At 59.7% G+C, this 19,525-nt stretch carries 21 protein-coding genes; 12 read left to right on the forward strand and 9 right to left on the reverse strand.

Going from position 1 to position 19,525, the window contains the following annotated elements; all coding sequences use genetic code 11:
- Positions 1–3: 3 nt before the first annotated feature.
- The 3 genes from AGR2A_RS06920 to alr form a co-directional block, all read right to left on the reverse strand.
- Positions 4–318, reverse strand: a complete 315-nt coding sequence (locus tag AGR2A_RS06920; protein ID WP_313475785.1) for a type II toxin-antitoxin system RelE/ParE family toxin — start codon at positions 316–318, stop codon at positions 4–6.
- Positions 311–580: a type II toxin-antitoxin system ParD family antitoxin gene (locus AGR2A_RS06925; RefSeq protein WP_006700150.1), complete on the reverse strand. Its 270-nt coding sequence runs from the start codon at positions 578–580 to the stop codon at positions 311–313. The genes AGR2A_RS06920 and AGR2A_RS06925 overlap by 8 nt, the downstream gene beginning before the upstream one ends.
- 65 nt (positions 581–645) lie before the next feature.
- On the reverse strand, positions 646–1,821 hold the full coding sequence (alr, locus tag AGR2A_RS06930) for an alanine racemase (protein ID WP_072494249.1): 1,176 nt from the start codon (positions 1,819–1,821) through the stop codon (positions 646–648).
- An 86-nt stretch (positions 1,822–1,907) separates the two neighbouring features.
- On the opposite strand from alr, the gene AGR2A_RS06935 reads away from it, so the two are divergent.
- From AGR2A_RS06935 to AGR2A_RS06945, 3 genes are all read left to right on the forward strand, one after another.
- On the forward strand, positions 1,908–2,765 hold the full coding sequence (locus tag AGR2A_RS06935) for an AraC family transcriptional regulator (protein WP_072494250.1): 858 nt from the start codon (positions 1,908–1,910) through the stop codon (positions 2,763–2,765).
- Positions 2,766–2,855: 90 nt separating this feature from the next.
- Positions 2,856–3,560 carry an AzlC family ABC transporter permease gene (locus AGR2A_RS06940; protein ID WP_072494251.1) on the forward strand — a complete coding sequence of 235 codons (705 nt, stop codon included), beginning with the start codon at positions 2,856–2,858 and terminating at the stop codon, positions 3,558–3,560.
- Entirely contained in the window at positions 3,557–3,859 is a 303-nt protein-coding gene (locus tag AGR2A_RS06945) for an AzlD family protein (protein WP_072494252.1), read from the forward strand. The genes AGR2A_RS06940 and AGR2A_RS06945 overlap by 4 nt, the downstream gene beginning before the upstream one ends.
- A 99-nt stretch (positions 3,860–3,958) precedes the next feature.
- Here the strand turns inward: AGR2A_RS06945 and AGR2A_RS06950 are convergent, their stop codons facing one another.
- Entirely contained in the window at positions 3,959–5,455 is a 1,497-nt protein-coding gene (locus tag AGR2A_RS06950) for a replicative DNA helicase (protein WP_004441029.1), read from the reverse strand.
- Positions 5,456–5,764: 309 nt separating this feature from the next.
- Here AGR2A_RS06950 and AGR2A_RS06955 point away from each other — a divergent pair, with 309 nt between their 5' ends.
- From AGR2A_RS06955 to AGR2A_RS06965, 3 genes are read left to right on the forward strand one after another with little or no spacing between them, the layout of a single operon-like run.
- On the forward strand, positions 5,765–6,220 hold the full coding sequence (locus AGR2A_RS06955) for a MarR family winged helix-turn-helix transcriptional regulator (RefSeq protein WP_004441032.1): 456 nt from the start codon (positions 5,765–5,767) through the stop codon (positions 6,218–6,220).
- Positions 6,217–7,959 (forward strand): MFS transporter, encoded by a 1,743-nt coding sequence (locus AGR2A_RS06960; protein ID WP_072494253.1) that lies wholly within the window; start codon positions 6,217–6,219, stop codon positions 7,957–7,959. The genes AGR2A_RS06955 and AGR2A_RS06960 overlap by 4 nt, the downstream gene beginning before the upstream one ends.
- Before the next feature lie 19 nt (positions 7,960–7,978).
- Positions 7,979–9,046 carry an HlyD family secretion protein gene (locus AGR2A_RS06965; RefSeq protein ID WP_072494896.1) on the forward strand — a complete coding sequence of 356 codons (1,068 nt, stop codon included), beginning with the start codon at positions 7,979–7,981 and terminating at the stop codon, positions 9,044–9,046.
- A 109-nt stretch (positions 9,047–9,155) separates the two neighbouring features.
- Here the strand turns inward: AGR2A_RS06965 and rplI are convergent, their stop codons facing one another.
- The 5 genes from rplI to AGR2A_RS06995 all read right to left on the reverse strand — a co-directional run bounded on the left by rplI (position 9,156) and on the right by AGR2A_RS06995 (position 12,891).
- Positions 9,156–9,731, reverse strand: coding sequence for a 50S ribosomal protein L9 (gene rplI / locus AGR2A_RS06970; RefSeq protein ID WP_004441037.1), 576 nt, complete (start codon positions 9,729–9,731; stop codon positions 9,156–9,158).
- Positions 9,732–9,745: 14 nt separating this feature from the next.
- On the reverse strand, positions 9,746–10,720 hold the full coding sequence (locus tag AGR2A_RS06975; RefSeq protein ID WP_004441038.1) for a hypothetical protein: 975 nt from the start codon (positions 10,718–10,720) through the stop codon (positions 9,746–9,748).
- A gap of 145 nt (positions 10,721–10,865) precedes the next feature.
- Complete coding sequence (rpsR, locus tag AGR2A_RS06980) at positions 10,866–11,114, reverse strand: 30S ribosomal protein S18 (RefSeq protein WP_003502063.1); 249 nt, start codon at positions 11,112–11,114, stop codon at positions 10,866–10,868.
- A 13-nt stretch (positions 11,115–11,127) separates the two neighbouring features.
- The gene (gene rpsF / locus AGR2A_RS06985; RefSeq protein ID WP_004441041.1) at positions 11,128–11,559 is read right to left on the reverse strand and encodes a 30S ribosomal protein S6; all 432 of its coding nucleotides are present in this window, start codon (positions 11,557–11,559) and stop codon (positions 11,128–11,130) included.
- A 288-nt stretch (positions 11,560–11,847) separates the two neighbouring features.
- Positions 11,848–12,891, reverse strand: coding sequence for an aldo/keto reductase (locus AGR2A_RS06995; protein ID WP_072494254.1), 1,044 nt, complete (start codon positions 12,889–12,891; stop codon positions 11,848–11,850).
- 224 nt (positions 12,892–13,115) lie between these two features.
- Between AGR2A_RS06995 and fabD the strand changes: the two genes are divergently transcribed.
- The 6 genes from fabD to AGR2A_RS07025 all read left to right on the forward strand — a co-directional run bounded on the left by fabD (position 13,116) and on the right by AGR2A_RS07025 (position 19,521).
- Positions 13,116–14,060, forward strand: coding sequence for an ACP S-malonyltransferase (gene fabD / locus AGR2A_RS07000; RefSeq protein ID WP_072494897.1), 945 nt, complete (start codon positions 13,116–13,118; stop codon positions 14,058–14,060).
- 85 nt (positions 14,061–14,145) lie between these two features.
- Positions 14,146–14,883, forward strand: a complete 738-nt coding sequence (gene fabG, locus AGR2A_RS07005; protein WP_035207662.1) for a 3-oxoacyl-[acyl-carrier-protein] reductase — start codon at positions 14,146–14,148, stop codon at positions 14,881–14,883.
- Positions 14,884–15,233: 350 nt separating this feature from the next.
- Positions 15,234–15,470: an acyl carrier protein gene (locus AGR2A_RS07010; RefSeq protein WP_003502080.1), complete on the forward strand. Its 237-nt coding sequence runs from the start codon at positions 15,234–15,236 to the stop codon at positions 15,468–15,470.
- A 245-nt stretch (positions 15,471–15,715) separates the two neighbouring features.
- A complete protein-coding gene (gene fabF / locus AGR2A_RS07015) occupies positions 15,716–16,978 on the forward strand; it encodes a beta-ketoacyl-ACP synthase II (protein WP_004441057.1) in 1,263 nt (420 codons plus the stop codon).
- Positions 16,979–17,341: 363 nt separating this feature from the next.
- Positions 17,342–18,562 (forward strand): endolytic transglycosylase MltG, encoded by a 1,221-nt coding sequence (gene mltG / locus AGR2A_RS07020; protein WP_004441060.1) that lies wholly within the window; start codon positions 17,342–17,344, stop codon positions 18,560–18,562.
- Positions 18,563–18,633: 71 nt separating this feature from the next.
- On the forward strand, positions 18,634–19,521 hold the full coding sequence (locus AGR2A_RS07025) for a YicC/YloC family endoribonuclease (protein WP_072494255.1): 888 nt from the start codon (positions 18,634–18,636) through the stop codon (positions 19,519–19,521).
- Positions 19,522–19,525: the final 4 nt, after the last annotated feature.

A 19,525-nucleotide genomic window follows, 5' to 3' on the forward strand; every position in this document is an offset into this window, starting at 1 on the left:
ATGTCAGTTTTCTTCTTGTTTGAAATGTTCTGCGGAGATGTCTTGGTGGCCGTGGAGGACGCGCAGGACCGTAAGCTCATTCTCGTTGATGCGGAAGAAAATCACGCGGCCCCGATAGGCAATGCTGCGAAGCCCTGCTCCATAGCAGCTTCGTGAGACGCCGGACAGGCCGAGCGCCGCTAGCGATTCGACCTTGTCAAAAATTTCAAGCGCGAGACGGTCGGCCGCGGCCGGATTTTCCACTGCGATATAGGCGTGATCTTCAGCGACGTCCTGCCTTGCCCGCGCGGTCCAGATAACGGTCCGGATATTAATGATCGGTCCCCGTTTTTTGTTGCGCGGACAGGTTCTTGATGTCGCTCAGGAAAGCATCTCGCGACCGATAGCTGTGAACACGGCCGGCGTCAGCATCATCAATTCCTTCCTGCAGCAGCAGCTTGAGTGCCGCTTTCTTTCCCTCATCGCTGCCCAGCAAGCGAAGTCCAGCAGAAATCACTGCATCCGCATCGCTATAGACGCCAGCCGCCACCTGCTCCTCGATGAATTTCTCGTCCTGCTCGCTCAAATGGATTTCGGGCATTTCGATCTCCCTTTGTTCTCTTTTAACACAGGTCGCGTGAGCTTTCCAAGCGCTAAAGGCGCGTCTCAGTCATCCGCCATCAGATATTGCCGCTCATATCGCAGACCAAGTCCTGTCAACATCTCATAGCCGATCGTTCCTGCCGCCCGTGCACTCTCGTCTACGGGCACATTGGGACCGAAAAGCTCGACATAGTCTCCGGTTCGAATGGCATTGGCCGGAACATCCGTCACGTCGAAGATGGTGAGGTCCATGGTGACGCGGCCAGCAACCGGCACCTTGTAGCCGTTGACGACACCGTATGCGCCGCCATGGCCCATTTCGCGCAGCGGAATGCCGGAACCGGACAGCGAACGCTGGTATCCGTCCGCGTAACCGACAGTCGCGATGGCGAGGCGGCTTGCGCGTTTCAGCAGAAAGGTGCCGCCATAACTGACGGTCTGGCCTTCGCCCGCATCGCGGATCTGGATGATGCGCGCTTCGGCTTTGGCGACCGGCCGCATGGGATTTGCAACGTCGTTGACCGCCTCTCCGCCATAGAGCGCTATGCCGGGACGGGTAAGGTCGAAATGATAATCCGGGCCGAGAAAGATACCGGCGGAAGCCGAGAGGCTTGATTCGATACCTTCGAAAGCAGTGCTAACCGTCCGGAATGATTCGAGCTGAGCCCTGTTCATCGGCGAGGAGGGCGTGTCGGCACAGGCGAGATGGGACAGCACCAGAACCGGGTCAAAACTTGCCGGCCGGGTCACGTCGTCGGCCAGAAACAGCGCATCGTCGAGCGGCAGTCCGAGACGGTTGAAGCCGGTGTCCACATGCAGTGCGCAGGGGTGATCGCCACGCTCGGCCACCGTCGCCATCCAGAAGGAGAGTTGCTCCTCGGAGGCGAGAACCGGCACCAGATCATTGTCGAAGACCTGCCGTTCCTGGCCCTGCCAGATGCCTGACAGGACGAAGATGCGTGCTTCAGGTGCATAGGAACGCAGGGTCTCACCCTCGGCAACCGTTGCCACGAAGAAGTCGCGCGCGCCGGCGTGGTAGAGCGCTGCGCCGCAATCCTCGATGCCGAGGCCATAGGCATCGGCCTTCACGACGGCCGCTGTCCGCGCCTTACCGGAGCGTCTCCTCATGTCCCGCCAATTATCGGCCAGCGCACCGAGATCGACGGTCAGCCGCAGTGGCGCGTGTTCGAAAGCGTCGGTTTCGGTTTCAGCGAATGTATCCTCGAAGTCGTCTGTCATGCCATGCGTCCGGTTGATTTTGGAACCGACCAGACCCTAGCACTTTTGTTCAAGACGGTAAGGATCGAATGCTCTAAACTTCGCTCATGCACAATGTTTCGCAGGAACAGGCCCTCGATTTCATGCCCGTCGCCACGACGGAAACCACGCGTTTCTGGCGGGACGGACGTTTTGGCGGCATGGAATGCCTGAGTGCTACGTTTCTCACCCATGAATATTCGCCTCACGCCCATGACACGTTTTCGATAGGCGCCATCGAAAGTGGCTCGCAGATTTCCACCATTCAGGGCACTACCGAACAGACGGGGCCGGGGCATCTCTATCTCATCAATCCCGACGAGATTCACGATGGTGCACCAGGCGGCGGCGGTTACCGTTACCGGATGATCTATCCCGACACCGCACTGCTGCGCGATATCATCGAGGATGTGACAGGCAGGGCCTTCCACGGTACGCCTTCATTCCCGAAGTTTCTGCCGCGCGATCCGCAGATGGCGGCCGCCTTTCAGATGGCGCACCGGCGTCTGGAGGAGAAATCCGGTGCCCTCGAGGCGGATGAGGGCATGTTCTCGGTTCTCGCCGCCCTTTTCGGCAGGTATGGCAGCGCCATTATTCTGCCGGTCGAAACGCGCGAGAAAACGGCGGTTTACACCGCCCGCGACTACCTTTCCGACAATTACGAGACCGATATCGGCCTTGAGGAACTGGCTTCCATTGCCGGTCTCAGCCGCGCACACCTTATCCGTGCTTTCAGGAAAGAGTTCCACATCACCCCGCACGCCTATCTGACCGACGTGCGCATCCGCAGGGCGCGTCGGCTTCTGCGCGCCGGCGAGATGCCGGCCGAGGTGGCGGCGATGTGCGGTTTTGCGGACCAGGCGCATTTCACCCGGCATTTCAAGGCGCGCACCGGCATTACCCCGGGCCAGTTTCGCATGGGGTGATGCCGGCACACGCATTCCTGTGTGACGTCACTTTCGTACAAGACCGGTGGATGTCTTACGCGTAATCGCTCTCCTGAAAGGGAGAAAGCGATGTCGATATGGGACAAAAGGACGGAATTCGTCGCGGGATTACGGGCCGCCGCGCCATTGCTCGTGGCCATGGTGCCGATCGGCGTCGTGTTTGGCGCGGTCGCCATCGGCAAGGGCCTGTCGCCGCTCGAAGCCTCGCTGATGTCGCTGCTGGTCTTCGCCGGCGGCTCGCAATTCGTGGCGATGGACTTATGGGCCCATCCGGCTAGCTGGAGCGCGCTCGGCTTTGCGGCGCTGCTCGTCAATCTGCGCCACGTGCTGATGAGCGCTTCCATCGCTGGCAAGCTGGACGATTTCCGGGGCTGGCGGAAATATGCGGCCATGCTGGTGCTGACGGATGAATCCTGGGCGTTGTCGGAGTTTCGTGTTATTGCAAACAGGCTGACGGCGGCCTTTTTCACCGGCGCTGCGCTCTCGATCTATCTCGTCTGGAACCTCGCAACCCTTGCCGGCGCGCTGCTCGGCTCAGTGGTGGGGGATATGTCGGTCATCGGTCTGGATTTCGCCTTTCCCGCCGTCTTCATCGTGCTGCTCATGGGGTTCTGGAAGGGCAGGGAAACCGGTTTCGTGCTTCTGGCAAGCGCCGCCGCCGCCTGTCTCACCCACGCGCTGGTTCCCGGCGCCTGGTATATCGCCGCCGGCGCGCTGGCGGGTCTCGCAGTCGCCGCCTTCGGCCACGAGGAACAGGCGGAGCAGCCGGCATGACGCTCGACCCGAATACGCTGCTGACAATCCTTGCCATGATGGCGGCAACCGTCGCCACGCGCCTTGGCGGCCTGTTGCTGGTCACTCATTTTACGCTGACACCGCGCTTGAAAAAGGCGCTTGGCGTGGTGCCGCCCGCCGTCCTGATGGCCGTGGTGACGCCGACGGCGCTCGCCAGCGGGCCGGCGGAAACTATCGCCTGCGCAATTACCGCGGTTGCGGCGCTGCGCCTCAGCCTTCTGCCGGCCGCAACGCTCGGTGTTGCTGGCGTGGCGCTGATGCGTGGAATCGGATTGTGAGAAAAGGCCACCAACGTCTTGAAAGGACTCGAGCCTTGTTTCGGGAACGTGGGAAATAGCCGAGACGGTAAACATACCCTCCCGGCCATTATTGTCGCCTCAATGTTCTTCGTATTGGCTGAAGCTTGGATCGGCCAGGTCCGTAAAGCGGGTGAATTCGGACTGGAAGGCAAGCTTCACGGTGCCAGTCGGTCCGTGACGCTGCTTGGCGATGATGACGTCAGCCGTGCCTTTTACCTTGTCGAACAGCGCTTCCCACTCGGCATATTTCGGATCGGCAGGATCGCGCGGCTCCATGTTCTTGACGTAATATTCCTCGCGGAACACGAACAGCACCACGTCGGCGTCCTGCTCGATGGAACCTGATTCACGCAGGTCGGAAAGCTGCGGGCGCTTGTCTTCGCGGCTCTCCACCGCACGGGAGAGCTGTGACAGCGCGATGATCGGAACATTGAGTTCCTTGCCCAACGCCTTCAGGCCCGTGGTGATCTGGGTGATTTCCTGCACGCGGTTTTCGCCGCTCTTGCCGGAGCCGGTCATCAGCTGAACGTAGTCGACCACCAGAACATCGAGGCCGCGCTGGCGCTTCAGGCGGCGGGCGCGCGCGGAAAGCTGGGCAATCGAGATACCACCGGTCTGGTCGATGTAAAGCGGCACCTTCTGCATCATCTGTGAGCAGGCGACGAGTTTTTCGAAATCGGCCTCGGTGATGTCACCGCGACGGATTTTCGACGAGGAAACTTCGGTCTGCTCTGAAATGATACGCGTTGCCAGCTGTTCGGAGGACATTTCGAGCGAGTAGAAACCGACAACGCCGCCATTTTTCGCCTTGAACGAACCGTCTGGCTGCACTTCCTGCTCATAGGAAGCGGCGATATTGTAGGCGATGTTGGTCGCAAGCGAGGTCTTGCCCATACCCGGACGACCGGCAAGCACGATAAGGTCGGAACGCTGCAAGCCACCCATGCGGGCGTCAAGCGAGTGGATGCCGGTGGAGATGCCGGAGAGGTTACCGTCGCGCTCGAAAGCCGCGCCCGCCATGTCGATCGCCAGCGCCACCGCGTCGTTGAACGACTGGAAGCCGCCGTCGTAACGGCCGGTTTCCGCCAGTTCGAACAGGCGCCGTTCGGTGTCTTCGATCTGTGCCTGCGGCGGCATGTCGAGCGGCGCGTCATAGGCGATGTTGACGACATCCTCGCCGATCTGGATCAGCGCGCGGCGCAGCGCCAGATCATAGATCGCCCGGCCGTAATCTTCCGCGTTGATGATCGACACGGCTTCTGCCGCCAGACGCGCGAGATACTGCGCCACCGTCAGGTCGCCGATCTTGTCGTCGGCCGGCAGGAAGGTCTTGATCGTCACCGGATTGGCGGTCTTGCCCATGCGGATGATATCGCCTGCCACCTCGAAAATCTTGCGGTGCAGCGGTTCGTAGAGGTGCACGGGCTTCAAGAAGTCCGATACGCGGTAATAGGCGTCGTTATTGACGAGGATGGCGCCGAGCAGCGCCTGTTCGGCCTCGATATTGTTCGGCGCTTCGCGGTAATGCGGTTCCGCCGGTTGCGCGGGGGTGATCTTTCTCACAGCGTCGTTCATGGTTTGCGCGATCTCCCTTTGCCTGTTCTTACACCTCGGGTTTGGCTTTCTGTGCCATTGCAGTCAATGATATTGTTGCAACACTCCATGGCAGGCCGACGTCCGCTGAGCGAAGTCGGATCACATCTTCAGTTGTCCCCAGCAATCCACAGGCGGGATGGGGACAAAGCGGGAAATTTCCCGGCAACGTGATTCGCCGCCATGAGTTTACCGCATGGCAGACCCGGCACGAAAGAAACTTGAAAATCGTCAGCCTTACGAATAAATAGGCAGAAAATAAGTAGTGTACTAATTATAAGGCTTGCTGACATGTCCCGCGAGACCGACAAGGAACAGCTTCTCGATGAAGTTTCCGCTTTCACCCGCAAACTGCGCGCGTTTTTCGATGCGCGGGTAGGGGAAAGCGGGCTGACGCTGGCGCGTGCGCGTGCGCTTTTCGCGCTCTCGCGGCGCGGACCGTTGACGCAGACGGAGCTTGCCGAGGAAATGGAAATCGAGACGCCGACACTGGTGCGGGTGCTTGATGGCATGGAGAAGCAGAACCTCATCGAACGCCGATCCGATGAGAACGACCGGCGTGCCAAACGTATTCACATGACGGCGGAGGGCGAAGAAACCTCGCAGACGGTGCAGGAAATGGCAAAGTCGCTGCGTTCGGAAATCGCCGCCGATATCTCCTCGCAGGAGCTGGCAATGGCGCTGGATGTCATGCGGCGGCTTTCGGCCAATCTGCAAAATCTTGCAGCGGGGAGGGCGCAATCGTGAGCACCTCTTTACCGCTAACGGCAGCGTCGGACGCCGCCGAAAAGGACAGGCCCGCCAATGGCCCCATAGAAACGACGGGCCCGGCTCAATCACCGGACGCCGGCGCCGGCAGCGGCACGCAGGCTCCGTCTGCCGCAGCTGCACCTCAGACGGTGGAGCGGCCATTGTGGCTGCGGCTGTGTTTCATTTTTGCAGGCCTGTCGTTTTTCATTACGCAGGGCCTCGGCATGAACCTCGTCATGGCCAATATCTACCAGCTGCAGGGCGAGTTTTCGGCGACGGTGGCCGAGGTCGCCTGGTTATCCGCTGCCTATATGGCGCCCTATGCCACCTTTTCCATCGCCTTGTTCAAGGTGCGCGCGCAATATGGCCTGCGGCCCTTCGCCGAACTTTCGATCATCGCCTTCGTGGTTGCTTCCTGCCTCAACCTCTTCGTGACGGACCTGCATTCGGCCATCGTCATCCGCTTCGTCAGCGGCATGGCCGCCGCGCCGATTTCCTCGCTCGGCTTTCTCTATATTCTTGAGGCCTTTCCGCCCGCGCGAAAATTCTCGCTGGGATTCAGCATTGCACTGACAGGTACGCTGTTGTCGGCGCCGCTTGCGCGCATGGTGTCACCCTCGCTGCTGGCGATCGATGGCTGGAATGCCCTTTATTCGATGGAGGTCGGTTTTGCGCTGATTTCCTTCGCCATGATTTACGTCCTCAAGGTCACACCGCCGCCGCGTGCGAAGGTGATCGAGCGTATGGATATCCTCAGCTATCTCTTGTTTGCGGGCGGTCTCGGTTGCCTTGCAGTCATGCTGACGCTCGGCCGGTTCTACTGGTGGTTCGAAACCTGGTGGCTTGGCGCGCTGCTGGCGACATCCATCGCGCTTCTGACACTGATGGCTTTCATCGAATTGCCGCGTAAGAACCCGTTGCTCGACCTGCGCTGGATTTTCTCCAAAACCAACCTGCACGCCATTGCCGTCCTGCTTGTCTACCGGGCGGTCTCGTCGGAACAATCCTCCACCGCGGTCAGCTTCTATCAGCAGCTTGGCTTGCTCAACGACCAGACCACCATGCTTTATGCCCTCGTGCTGCTTGCCACCATTCTTGGCGGGGCGGCCTGCGCATGGCTGATGTTAACGAAATATGTCGAAACCGCCCATGTCATTGCGCTGACACTGATCGCGGCTGGTTCCTTTATGGACAGCCAGTCGACGAACCTCACCCGCCCCGAACAGATGTATCTCAGCCAGATGATGATCGCCTTCGGTGCGGCCATGTTCCTGCCGCCTGTCATGGCGAAGGGTTTCGGCGCAGCACTGGCCCGGGGTGCGCCTTATCTGGTGAACTTCATCACCATCTTCCTGTTTACGCAGATCACCGGTTCCATGCTGATGACGGGCCTGCTCGGCAGTTTCGTAACGCTGCGGGAGAAATTCCACTCCAATGTGCTGGTGGAGAACATTCTGCTCACCAACCCTCTCGTTGCCCAGCGTGTCTCCCAGCTTTCCGGTGCTTACAGCCATGTCATCACCGATCCGGCATTGCTGAAGGCGGAGGGGTTGTCGCTTCTTGGCCAGCAGGTCAGCCGGGAAGCCTATGTGCTTGCCTATAATGACACGTTCCTGCTCATCTCCGTCGTTTCCGCGCTGGCGCTGGCCGCGCTTTTGATCCACCTCGCATGGTTGCGCATCCGCCCCTTCCTTTTCCGGGAGGATATCGATGCCGCACCGGCCCCCCAGTCTTGAACGTTCCAAGAGTGCCAAAATGTTGAAGAAGTTTTTTACTCCCGTTTCCATTCTCGTGCTGCTCGGCGGTTTCGCCGGTGTTGCGCTCGTGCTTTACGCCTGGCGGCTGCCGCCCTTTCTCTCCACCGTGGAAATGACCGACAACGCCTTCGTGCGCGGTTACGTCACGACCATGAGCCCGCAGGTTAGCGGATATGTCGTGGATGTGCCGGTGAAAGATTATCAGGAGGTGAAGCAGGGTGCTTTGCTGGCGAAGATTGATGACCGCATCTATCGCCAGAAACAGGCGCAGGCGGAAGCAACACTCGATACGCAAAAGGCGGCTCTCGATAATTCACGCCAGCAGGAAAATGCGGCCAATGCCCATATTCTTTCCAGCCAGGCCGCGGTCGACAGCGCCGAAGCCTCGCTGAAACAGGCCCAACTGGCATCCGACCGGCAGGATAATCTCATAAAAAGCGGCGTGGGAACTTCCAGCCTTCAGGAAGAAGCCCATGCCGCACTGGAAAAGGCGCGGGCATCGCTCTCGCAGGCAAAAGCCGCCCTTGAGGTTTCACGGCAGGATCTGCAGACCATCATCGTTAACCGCAGTTCGCTGCAGGCTGCGGTCGCAAATGCCGAAGCGGCCGTCGAGCTTGCCCGGATCGACCTCGCCAATACCGAAATCCGTGCGCCCGTGGATGGCAGGCTCGGCGAAATCGGCGTGCGCACTGGCCAATATGTCACCGCCGGCACGCAGCTGATGGCCGTTGTGCCGCATGATGTCTGGGTTATCGCCAATTTCAAGGAGACCCAGCTTGCGGGCATGCAGGTCGGCCAACCGGTGACGATTTCCGTCGATGCGCTGCATCGCCGGAGGCTGACCGGCCATGTGGAGCGTTTTTCGCCCGCCACGGGTTCGGAATTCGCCGTCATCAAGCCCGACAATGCGACCGGCAATTTCGTGAAAATCGCCCAGCGTCTCGGTGTGCGCATCACCATCGACGCGGATCAGCCGCTGGCGGCAGAACTTTCGCCGGGCATGTCTGTGGTGGTGCATGTGGACAAGAGCAAGGCGCCCGATGGGGCGGAGACGGCGGCAAGGTAGTCTGGCGTTGAGTTTGCGGAGGGATAACCCCTCTGCAAACTCAGACCACGCAAACAAAAAACCCCGGATGTCGCCATCAGGGGTTTTCCTTTGACCGTTAGGCCAGATCTTACTCGTCGTCGCCGTCGCGGTCAGCTTCCGGATCGAAGAAGTCTTCCGGACGCAGCGCGTCCTCGTCAACGCCGTAGATGGCGTCAGCGGAGGTGAGGCTTTCGCCCTTGGCCTGACGCTCAGCTTCTTCAGCCGAACGGGCAACGTTCAGCTCGACCTGCAGCTCGACTTCGGCGTGCAGGTGCAGGGTAACGTTGTGCAGGCCGATGGTCTTGATCGGCGTGTTCAGCTCCACCTGGTTGCGGCCGATGTTGAAGCCTTCGGCAGCCAGGATTTCAACGACGTCGCGGGCAGCAACAGAACCGTACAGCTGACCGGTTTCGCCAGCCGAACGGACAACGATGAAGGACTTGCCTTCGAGTGCTTCGGCAACCTTCTGGGCTTCCGACTTGCGCTCGAGGTTACGAGCTTCGAGCGTTGCGCGCTCGGTTTCGAAACGGGTCTTGTTGGCGGCGTTGGCGCGCAGCGCCTTGCCCTGCGGCAGCAGGAAGTTACGGGCATAGCCGTCGCGAACCTTGACGGTTTCGCCCATCTGGCCGAGCTTGTTGATGCGTTCGAGAAGAATAACGTCCATCTTCTTGATCCTTTCTATGGTTTGGTTTCGTTCGTAGTGTCGGTTTTCCGCGCCGGCGTCAGGGAGATCGTGCTGCGCACGTCGCTGAGGCCGAACACGAGAATGATGAACAGCGGAAAGACAAAGACCGCCGAGAGATATGCCAGAATGAGGACCGGCAGGCGCCAGTCCTTGCCGCGGGCGCGCTTGTGCAGCGAGGCATAACCCGCCATCAGGAAGCCCGCGCCAAAGGTGCCGCAGATGACCGCGCCGATCATGGCCGCCACGCCGCCAAGGAACATGGCGAGAATGCCGGCCAGGAAAATGAAGATCGCGTTGCGATGCATGCGCAGTGCCGAGGGAATGTCCTCACGCGGGCGCAGGCCCTTGCCGAAAGAGCCGACCAGCCGGGTCGCGAAATAATAGGCCGCAAACAGAAGGATGACCCAGAGGCCGCCCTGAACGATCGGCAGCATCAGCACCAGCAGCGATTTCGTTTGCGCCAGCGCCTCTGCATTGGGTTCGAACAGCGGTTCGCGGTTCTGCACCGAGGTCATCATGATATCGACCATGCGCGCGACCAGATCAGGGCCGTAACCGATCATCCAGCCAAGAATGACGACGGCGACCGAAACCAGAATGCACAGGTGCAGCACGATGCCGGAGAGCGGATACCAGGCAAGCAGATCATCCGGGCCGCCGATTTCGGAAGCCGGGCGCGCCAGATTGGCGAGATGCGAAAGCCAGCCCGCCGGGATCAGCGTGAAGATCGCGATGGTCAGCGCAAACAGCGGCGACATGACCAGCGCACCGATGATGGCGGTGGTGATGATGGCGACGATGGCGGCGCGATTACCCCAGCCCATGCCTGCGATCAGGATCGGCATGGCGGAACCGGCATAGAGCAGGAAGGAAAAGGACGACTGTGCCGTTGCGCCAAGCGTTAAAAACGCGGCGCATATGCCGGCGAGAACGCCGGAGATCAGCACTGTCTGGTTCAACTTTTGCACTTCGCTGTCCTGCTGAAACTAAGCAGTTAGAGGATCGCTCGTGAGAGCCTCATCCCCAACATGGGATTTAGAGTATCGATCCGCGCCCAACGCGGAAGGATCTGGAAAAGCGAGGCCGCGCTAAACGCAGCCCCGCTTCAATTCATTACGCTACAACGTAGGGCAGCAGGCCGAGGAAACGGGCGCGCTTGATCGCCTGGGCGAGTTCGCGCTGCTTCTTCTGGGAAACGGCCGTGATGCGGGAAGGAACGATCTTGCCGCGCTCGGAAATGTAGCGCTGCAGGAGACGTACGTCCTTGTAGTCGATCTTCGGAGCGTTGGCGCCGGAGAAGGGGCACGTCTTGCGACGGCGGTGGAACGGGCGGCGTGCCTGGGAAGAGGATGCGTCAGCCATTGGTCAATTCTCCTTATGCACGGTCTTCGCGCGGACGGCGCGGACGGTCTTCGCGGGGACCACGATCTTCACGCGGGCCACGGTCCGGACGGTCGCCATCGCGGCGCGGACGGTCGTCACGGTCGCGCTTCTGCATCATCGCGGACGGGCCTTCTTCGTGGGCTTCGACGGCGATGGTCATGTAGCGAAGAACGTCTTCGTTGATGCGCATCTGGCGCTCGACTTCATGGATGGCGGCCGCCGGAGCGTCGATGTCCATGAGAGCGTAGTGAGCCTTGCGGTTCTTCTTGATGCGGTAGGTGAGGGACTTCAGACCCCAGTTCTCGATGCGTCCGACTTTGCCGCCGAACGATTCGATAACGCCCTTGTACTGCTCGACAAGTGCGTCGACCTGCTGGGCAGAAATATCCTGCCGGGCAAGGAAGATGTGTTCGTAAAGAGCCATTTAAGCTTTGCCTTTCTTGCGTTTCGTCCTTCACCCGGCAACGGCGCTAAGCCTCAACGACTGCTCCTGAAAAGGCGTGAGCCTTAAAGCAAGAAAAGCGTTGTTCGAGACGGTCGAGAGCGGAGACACGGGAGGCCGGAAAAACCTTATGGTTCCTGCTGTTCCGTCACCGGAACCAGCCCTCCGTTCAGCCACCAGCCAATTGGACCGGGTGTTGTGAACAGCGCGCTTATACGGATTTTTGCCCGGAATGCAAGGGCAGAGGCGAAAAAGCGCGCCGTTCGATCATCAGATCGGCATTGGATATTGCCGGTGAATGGCTGCGATGCCCTTCAGCACGTCCTCGGAAAGAGTGACATCCGCTGCCGCAATATCAACCTTCAGCTGCTCCATCGTGGTGGCGCCGATGATGACGGATGCCATGAAGGGGCGCGTCAGGCAGAAGGCAATGGCGAGCTTTGCGGGGTCGATACCATGCGCGGCGGCAAGCTCCAGATAGGCCTTTACCGGTGCTTCCTGAAGCGGCTGCAGGCGGCCACCGAGATCCTTGTTGATGGTTCCGCGTGAACCGGCGGGACGGGCGCCGTTCTGGTATTTGCCGGTCAGCAGCCCTGCTGCCAGCGGTGAATAGGCGAGCAGGCCGACATCTTCATGGTGGGCGACTTCCGCCATGTCCAGATCGAAGCTGCGATAGAGCAGGTTATATTCGTTCTGGATCGTGGCGACGCGCGGCAGGCCCTTGGCTTCGGCGATGTCGATATATTTTTGCGTGCCCCAGGCGCTTTCGTTGGAAAGGCCAATGGCGCGGATTTTTCCGGCCTTTACCAGTTCGCCGAGCGTTTCCAGCTTTTCGGTGATTTCGGCAAGCGTGCGCGCCGTGTCCTGACCGGAAGCGTCAAAGCTCCATGCGCCGCGGAAATGATAGGTGCCGCGATTCGGCCAGTGGATTTGGTAGAGGTCTATATAGTCGGTCTTGAGGCGCTGGAGGCTGGTATCGACAGCCTCACGGATTGCGGCTGCGTCGATATCGCGACCGCCACGAATGTAATCGCGTCCTGAGCCGGCAACCTTGGTCGCGAGCACGACCTGATCGCGCTTTCCAGTCTTTTCAAACCACGAGCCGATATAATCTTCCGTCCGGCCCTGGGTCTCCGCGGAAACGGGCGTGGTGGGGTAAAGCTCTGCCGTATCGAAGAAATTCACGCCGTTTTCGACGGCGTAATCCATCTGCGCATGCGCTTCGGCTTCGGTATTCTGTGTGCCCCATGTCATGGTGCCGAGGCAGATTTCAGACACGGAAATATCCGTGCGGCCCAATAGTCTCTGTTTCATGGAAATGTCCCGGTGCTTGGCCAGATAGTTTGGAAGGTGGTGTGAAAGTAATGGGGAATTGCCGCAGTGCAAGAAAAAATATGATGAAAAGAAAGGGGAAAACAGCACGACAAAACCCCTCACACCGGGCCGGCAGGCGGCCTCAAGCCTTGACTTCGCTGGTGGGAATGTGAATGGAAGTCGACAAGAATAAAGGCAAGGCCAGACAAGAAGGACGACATCCCATGGGTATTGCATTCACATTTCCCGGTCAGGGAAGCCAGGCTGTTGGCATGGGCAAGGAGCTGGCGGATAGCTATCCGGAAGCACGCGCCGTGTTTCAGGAAGTCGATGAGGCGCTCGACCAGAAGCTTTCCGACATCATGTGGAACGGCCCTGAAGAGACGCTGACGCTGACGGCCAATGCCCAGCCGGCGCTCATGGCCGTCTCCCTGGCGGTCATGCGCGTTCTTGAGGCGCGCGGATTAAAACTGTCCGATACCGTTTCTTATGTCGCGGGCCACTCCCTCGGCGAATATTCGGCGCTCTGTGCCGCCGGTACTTTCTCGGTTGCCGATACCGCCCGTCTTCTGCGCATCCGCGGCAATGCCATGCAGGCCGCCGTGCCGGTGGGTGAGGGCGCGATGGCCGCAATCATCGGGCTTGAGCACGATGCCGTTTCCGCCATTTGCGATGAGGCTGGCATTCTCGGCGTGTGCCAGGTCGCCAACGACAATGGCGGTGGCCAGCTGGTTATATCAGGCAGCAAGGCGGCTGTCGAAAAGGCAGCGGCAATCGCTTCCGAAAAGGGCGCCAAGCGCGCCATCATGCTGCCGGTCTCCGCTCCCTTCCACTCCGCGCTGATGGCGCCGGCGGCGGAAGCCATGCGCGAGGCGCTGGCCAAAGTCGAAAAGCACAATCCGGTCGTTCCTGTCATCGCCAATGTGCGTGCCGCCCCCGTTTCCGACGCCAACGAGATCGCCGGCCTGCTGGTCGAGCAGGTGACGGGCCAGGTGCGCTGGCGTGAGACGGTGGAATGGTTCGCCGCCAACAACGTGACCCAGCTTTACGAAATCGGTTCCGGCAAGGTGCTGACGGGCCTTGCCCGCCGTATCGACAAGACGGTGAATGGCGTTGCCGTCAACGGTGCTGCCGATATCGATCAGCTTCTCGCCACGCTTATCGGCTGAGGCGGGATTTCTCCCGCAGCCACATTCCTCAGGGCGCAACAACGCTCAACATTTTCAGTCCGAAGCTCTAAAGAAGGAATAGGACATGTTTGATCTGACAGGCCGCAAGGCCCTCGTAACCGGCGCGACCGGCGGCATCGGCGAAGAAATCGCCCGCCTTCTGCACAAACAGGGCGCAACTGTCGGCCTGCACGGCACGCGCGTTGAAAAGCTTGAGGCGCTGGCGGCGGAACTTGGCGACCGCGTCAAGATTTTCCCGGCCAACCTTGCCGACCGCGCTGAAGTCAAAGCGCTCGGTGAAAAGGCTGAAGCCGAGCTGGAAGGCGTCGATATCCTCGTCAACAACGCCGGCATCACCAAGGATGGCCTGTTCGTTCGCATGAGCGACGAAGACTGGGATAACGTCATCGAAGTGAACCTGACGGCGATGTTCCGCCTGACGCGCGAGCTGACGCATCCGATGATGCGCCGCCGTTTTGGCCGCATCATCAACATCACCTCCATCGTCGGCGTCACCGGTAACCCCGGCCAGGCTAACTATTGCGCTTCCAAGGCCGGCATGATCGGCTTTTCCAAGTCGCTGGCGCAGGAAATCGCCACCCGCAACGTTACCGTCAACTGCGTAGCCCCGGGCTTCATCGAAAGCGCGATGACCGGCAAGCTCAACGACAAGCAGAAAGACGCCATCATGGGTGCCATTCCCATGAAGCGCATGGGCACGGGTGCCGAAGTCGCCTCTGCCGTGCTTTATCTCGCTTCCAACGAAGCGGCCTACATGACCGGCCAGACCCTGCACGTCAACGGCGGCATGGCGATGATCTGACGGCACGTAAGTCCGTCATGAAAAGGATTGCGGCGCTGTTTAAGCACCTTCTTGGGTAGCTGGCGCCGCAAGGCCCCGCTGACCGATTTTCGGCGAAATTGCCTGTCATACGCTGTGCTTAGCGCGTTTTCAGGCTTTTCGACCGATTGAAACCATGTTAAGCGGGCCAAGACTGTGAACAGTCGTCCCGGAGAGACAGGAAGCCGTTGCGATTTTGCGTGACGATGTCTAGCTTGGACCGGGTTGAACGGGTTTGCCCGCAGTGCCGGATTTGAACGGCGCATGAGGGCTTCTAACAGGGCAGGGTGCCGCGAGGCATTCCCTTCAAAATAAAGGTCGAGGAAACCGACATGAGCGATATCGCAGAACGCGTAAAGAAAATTGTAATTGATCATCTTGGCGTTGACGCCGACAAGGTTGTTGAAGGCGCCAGCTTCATTGACGATCTGGGCGCTGATTCGCTCGATACCGTTGAACTGGTCATGGCTTTCGAAGAAGAATTCGGCGTTGAAATTCCCGACGACGCTGCGGATTCGATCCTGACCGTCGGCGACGCTGTCAAGTTCATCGAGAAGGCCCAGGCCTGATCGACCCGCATGGGGAGGTGCAATATCCTCCCGTCTTGGCCCGGCTTGTCCGGGCCAATGTTTTATCGGCCGGTGGCACGTGCTCCGACAGGTGCTCGTTTCCCGGCGATGCATGAGGTTACGGCCCGGAACGGTAGCCGCGATTCTCATGCCGTGATTTTGAAATGCTGCGCCATTGCGTGAACACCCCGTGGTGCCCGATGTCGCAGAAGACCGATGATTTGGATAAGGGCGGAGCATTGGCGATGAGGCGTGTCGTTATCACCGGTACCGGCATGGTATCTCCTCTTGGATGTGGAACGGAAGTGACCTGGGAACGGCTGTTGGCCGGCCAGAACGGCGCCCGTCTCGTGACTGAATTCGAAGTCGAAGACCTTCCTGCAAAGATCGCCTGCCGCATTCCCGTGGGCGATGGTTCCAACGGCACCTTCAATGCCGATGACTGGATGGAACCCAAGGAACAGCGCAAGATCGATCCCTTCATCCTCTACGGCATGGCTGCCGCCGACATGGCGCTTGCTGATGCAGACTGGCATCCTGAAACCGACGAAGACCAGATCGCAACCGGCGTTCTGATCGGCTCCGGCATCGGTGGTCTGGAAGGCATCGTCGAGGCCGGTTATACGCTGCGCGACAAGGGCCCGCGTCGCATTTCCCCGTTTTTCATTCCCGGCCGCCTGATCAATCTCGTATCCGGCCAGGTTTCCATCCGCCACAAGCTGCGCGGACCGAACCACGCTGTCGTGACCGCCTGCTCGACCGGTGCACATGCCATTGGCGATGCAGCCCGGCTGATCGCGCTTGGCGATGCCGATGTCATGGTCGCTGGTGGCGCCGAATCGCCGGTCTGCCGCATCGCGCTTGCCGGTTTTGCGGCCTGCAAGGCCCTTTCCACCCAGCACAATGACAATCCGGAAAAAGCCTCGCGCCCTTATGACCGCGACCGCGATGGTTTCGTCATGGGTGAGGGTGCTGGCATCGTCGTTCTGGAAGAGCTGGAGCACGCCAAGGCGCGCGGCGCGAAGATCTATGCGGAAGTGGTCGGTTACGGCCTTTCTGGTGATGCCTATCACATCACGGCACCGTCCGAAGATGGCGAAGGCGCCTACCGCTGCATGTCGATGGCGCTGAAGCGGGCGGGCCTGACGCCTGACGATATCGACTATATCAATGCCCACGGCACATCCACCATGGCCGATACCATTGAGCTTGGAGCTGTCGAGCGTCTTGTCGGCGAATCGGCCTCGAAGATTTCCATGTCTTCCACCAAGTCGGCCACCGGCCATCTGCTCGGTGCGGCGGGCGCCATAGAGGCGATCTTCGCTACGCTTGCAATCCGCGACAACATCGTTCCGCCGACGCTGAATCTCGACAATCCCGATGTCGAGACCAAGATCGATCTTGTGCCGCACAAGGCGCGCAAGCGGCAGGTCAATGTGGCGCTTTCGAATTCCTTCGGCTTCGGTGGCACAAACGCCTCCCTCGTGCTGCGCCGTTACGAAGCGTAAGTCGCGGCGGCTGTGGCCGTCGCGATGGCGTCCGCGCCGAATACCGTCCCCGGCGGTGCGGCGCTCTCCTGCCGGACGCTTTAAAAGAATGTTCTTTCCTTAGAAGAACGTGGTTCGGCTTGCGAAAGCCATTCCGGTTTTCGCGCCGATATTGTAGTCATTGATTGGGAGAGTTTGCCGGTCTGCTCGATTTCGGACCACAGGTATCTTTCCCCCATCGGCTTTGTCCGAGGTGATATTCGTGAGGCAGAACAAGAAGGCTTCACGGTGTCTTTATGTGGTGCAGGAAGCCATTCCGAACCTGTTTTTGCCGCATTACCTGCGCAAAAAGCGCTGACAACGCCGAACTGAAAAGGACCGACGGTGAGCGACACGAACCAGAACAGCCAGGGACCATACGGACAAAACGGCGCGGGCGAAGGCAATCGCGGTCCGATCATTCCGAAATCCCCGACGGAAGCCTTGCGGCCGGAAAAGGTGCCGGCGCCGCCGAAGCGCTCCCGCAAGGCCCATGGCCAGCTTGTCATCTTCCTGAACTTCCTGATGACGCTTGCCGTTGCCGTTTGCGTCCTGGCGATCGCCGCCTTTTATTACATGATCAATGCGTTTCAGGAGCCGGGGCCGCTTGAAACGAATACACATTTCACCGTGCGTAATGGTGCCGGTCTCATTGAGATCGCCAATAATCTCGAGCGCAACGACATCATTTCCAACGCACGCGTTTTCCGTCTGATGGCCGGCAGCTATCTGCAAAAGGACCAGACGTTGAAGACCGGCGAATATGAGATCAAGGCCGGCGCATCGATGAAGGACATCCTGATGCTGCTGGAATCGGGCAAGTCGATCCTTTATTCCGTGTCGCTGCCTGAGGGGTTGACGGTCAAGCAGATGTTCGCCCGCCTTGCTGCCGACGAGGTTCTGGATGGTGAACTTCCCGCCACCTTGCCACCGGAGGGTAGTCTGCGTCCGGATACTTACCGCTTCACCCGTGGCACCAAGCGCGAAGAAATCATCAATCAGATGAGCGCGGCGCAGGACAAGCTGATCGACATGATCTGGGAACGGCGTGATCCCGACCTGCCGATCAAGACCGTCGAGGAGTTCGTGACGCTGGCCTCGATCGTCGAAAAGGAAACCGGCAAGGATGACGAGCGCGCCCATGTTGCCTCGGTCTTCTACAACCGCCTGAAAAAGGGCATGCGTCTGCAATCCGACCCGACGATCATCTATGGTCTGTTCGGCGGCGACGGCAAACCTTCGGATAGGCCGATTTATCAATCGGATCTCCAGAAACAGACGCCGTTCAACACTTACGTGATCAAAGGCTTGCCACCATCGCCCATCGCCAATCCCGGCCGGGCCGCACTGGAGGCGGTTGCCAACCCATGGCGCACGGATGATCTTTATTTCGTGGCCGATGGTACGGGCGGTCATGTGTTCGCAAAGACGCTGGATGAGCACAATGCCAATGTGCGCCGGTGGCGCAAAATCGAGGCCGAAAAGGCGGCTGCCGGAGCGAATCCCGAAGTTGTCGTGGATGGTCAGCCTGGTGGTGCAGAGGCGGAAAAACCGGCCAATAACTAACTGATAAATCACGGCCGGGCCTTGTGACCACAAGGCCCGGTTTTGTACGGCATGACGGGGGGATTCCATATATGACGTTGCAATCGATGACCGGCTTCGCGCGCAGCGAAGGCACCTCCGGCCGCTACCGCTGGGCGTGGGAATTACGCTCGGTAAACGGCAAGGGGCTGGATCTGCGCCTGCGTCTGCCTGCCGGTCTGGAAGCCTTGGAAACCGGGCTGAGGGAAATCGCGGGCGCGCATCTTTCCCGCGGCAATATCCAGGCGGGACTGGCGCTCTCAGTTGCCGAGAACCGGCTCGAGGCGGTCATCAATCGCGATGCTCTCGCCGCGGTTCTGGCGCTCAAGAAGGAACTGGGCGATGTCGTCGACAACAAGCCATTGAGCTTCGATACGCTGCTTACGTTGCGCGGTCTGGTCGATTTTCGCGAGGCGGAAGACGATGCGGAGGCGCTGGCTGCGCGCAACGGCGATGTGCTGGCTGGCTTCGCTGTTGCAGTCGAAAAGCTGAAGGACATGCGCGAGCGGGAAGGGGCATCTCTGTTCGCCATCCTTTCCGGTCATATCGACCGGATCGAGCAGCTTGTGAACATCATTGAAAGCGATCCCTCCCGTCACCCGGAGCAGATCGCGGCGAGGCTTGCTCAGCAGATTGCGCTGATTGGCGATGGCATGCACGGGCTTGATCGTGACCGCCTTCATGCCGAGGCGGCGCTGATCGCCACCAAGGCGGATCTGCGCGAAGAGATCGATCGGCTGCATGCCCATGTGCAGGCCTCGCGAGAGCTTTTGGCCAATGGCGGTCCGGCTGGCCGTAAGCTCGATTTTCTTGCACAGGAATTTAACCGTGAGTCGAATACAATCTGTTCCAAATCGAACGCCAGTGCGGTAACCGCAGCAGGTATAGAGCTGAAAGTGGTTATCGACCAGTTCCGCGAGCAGGTCCAAAATCTGGAGTAGACCC

The organism is Agrobacterium genomosp. 2 str. CFBP 5494 (assembly GCF_900013495.1).
In the GTDB taxonomy this organism is placed as follows: domain Bacteria; phylum Pseudomonadota; class Alphaproteobacteria; order Rhizobiales; family Rhizobiaceae; genus Agrobacterium; species Agrobacterium pusense.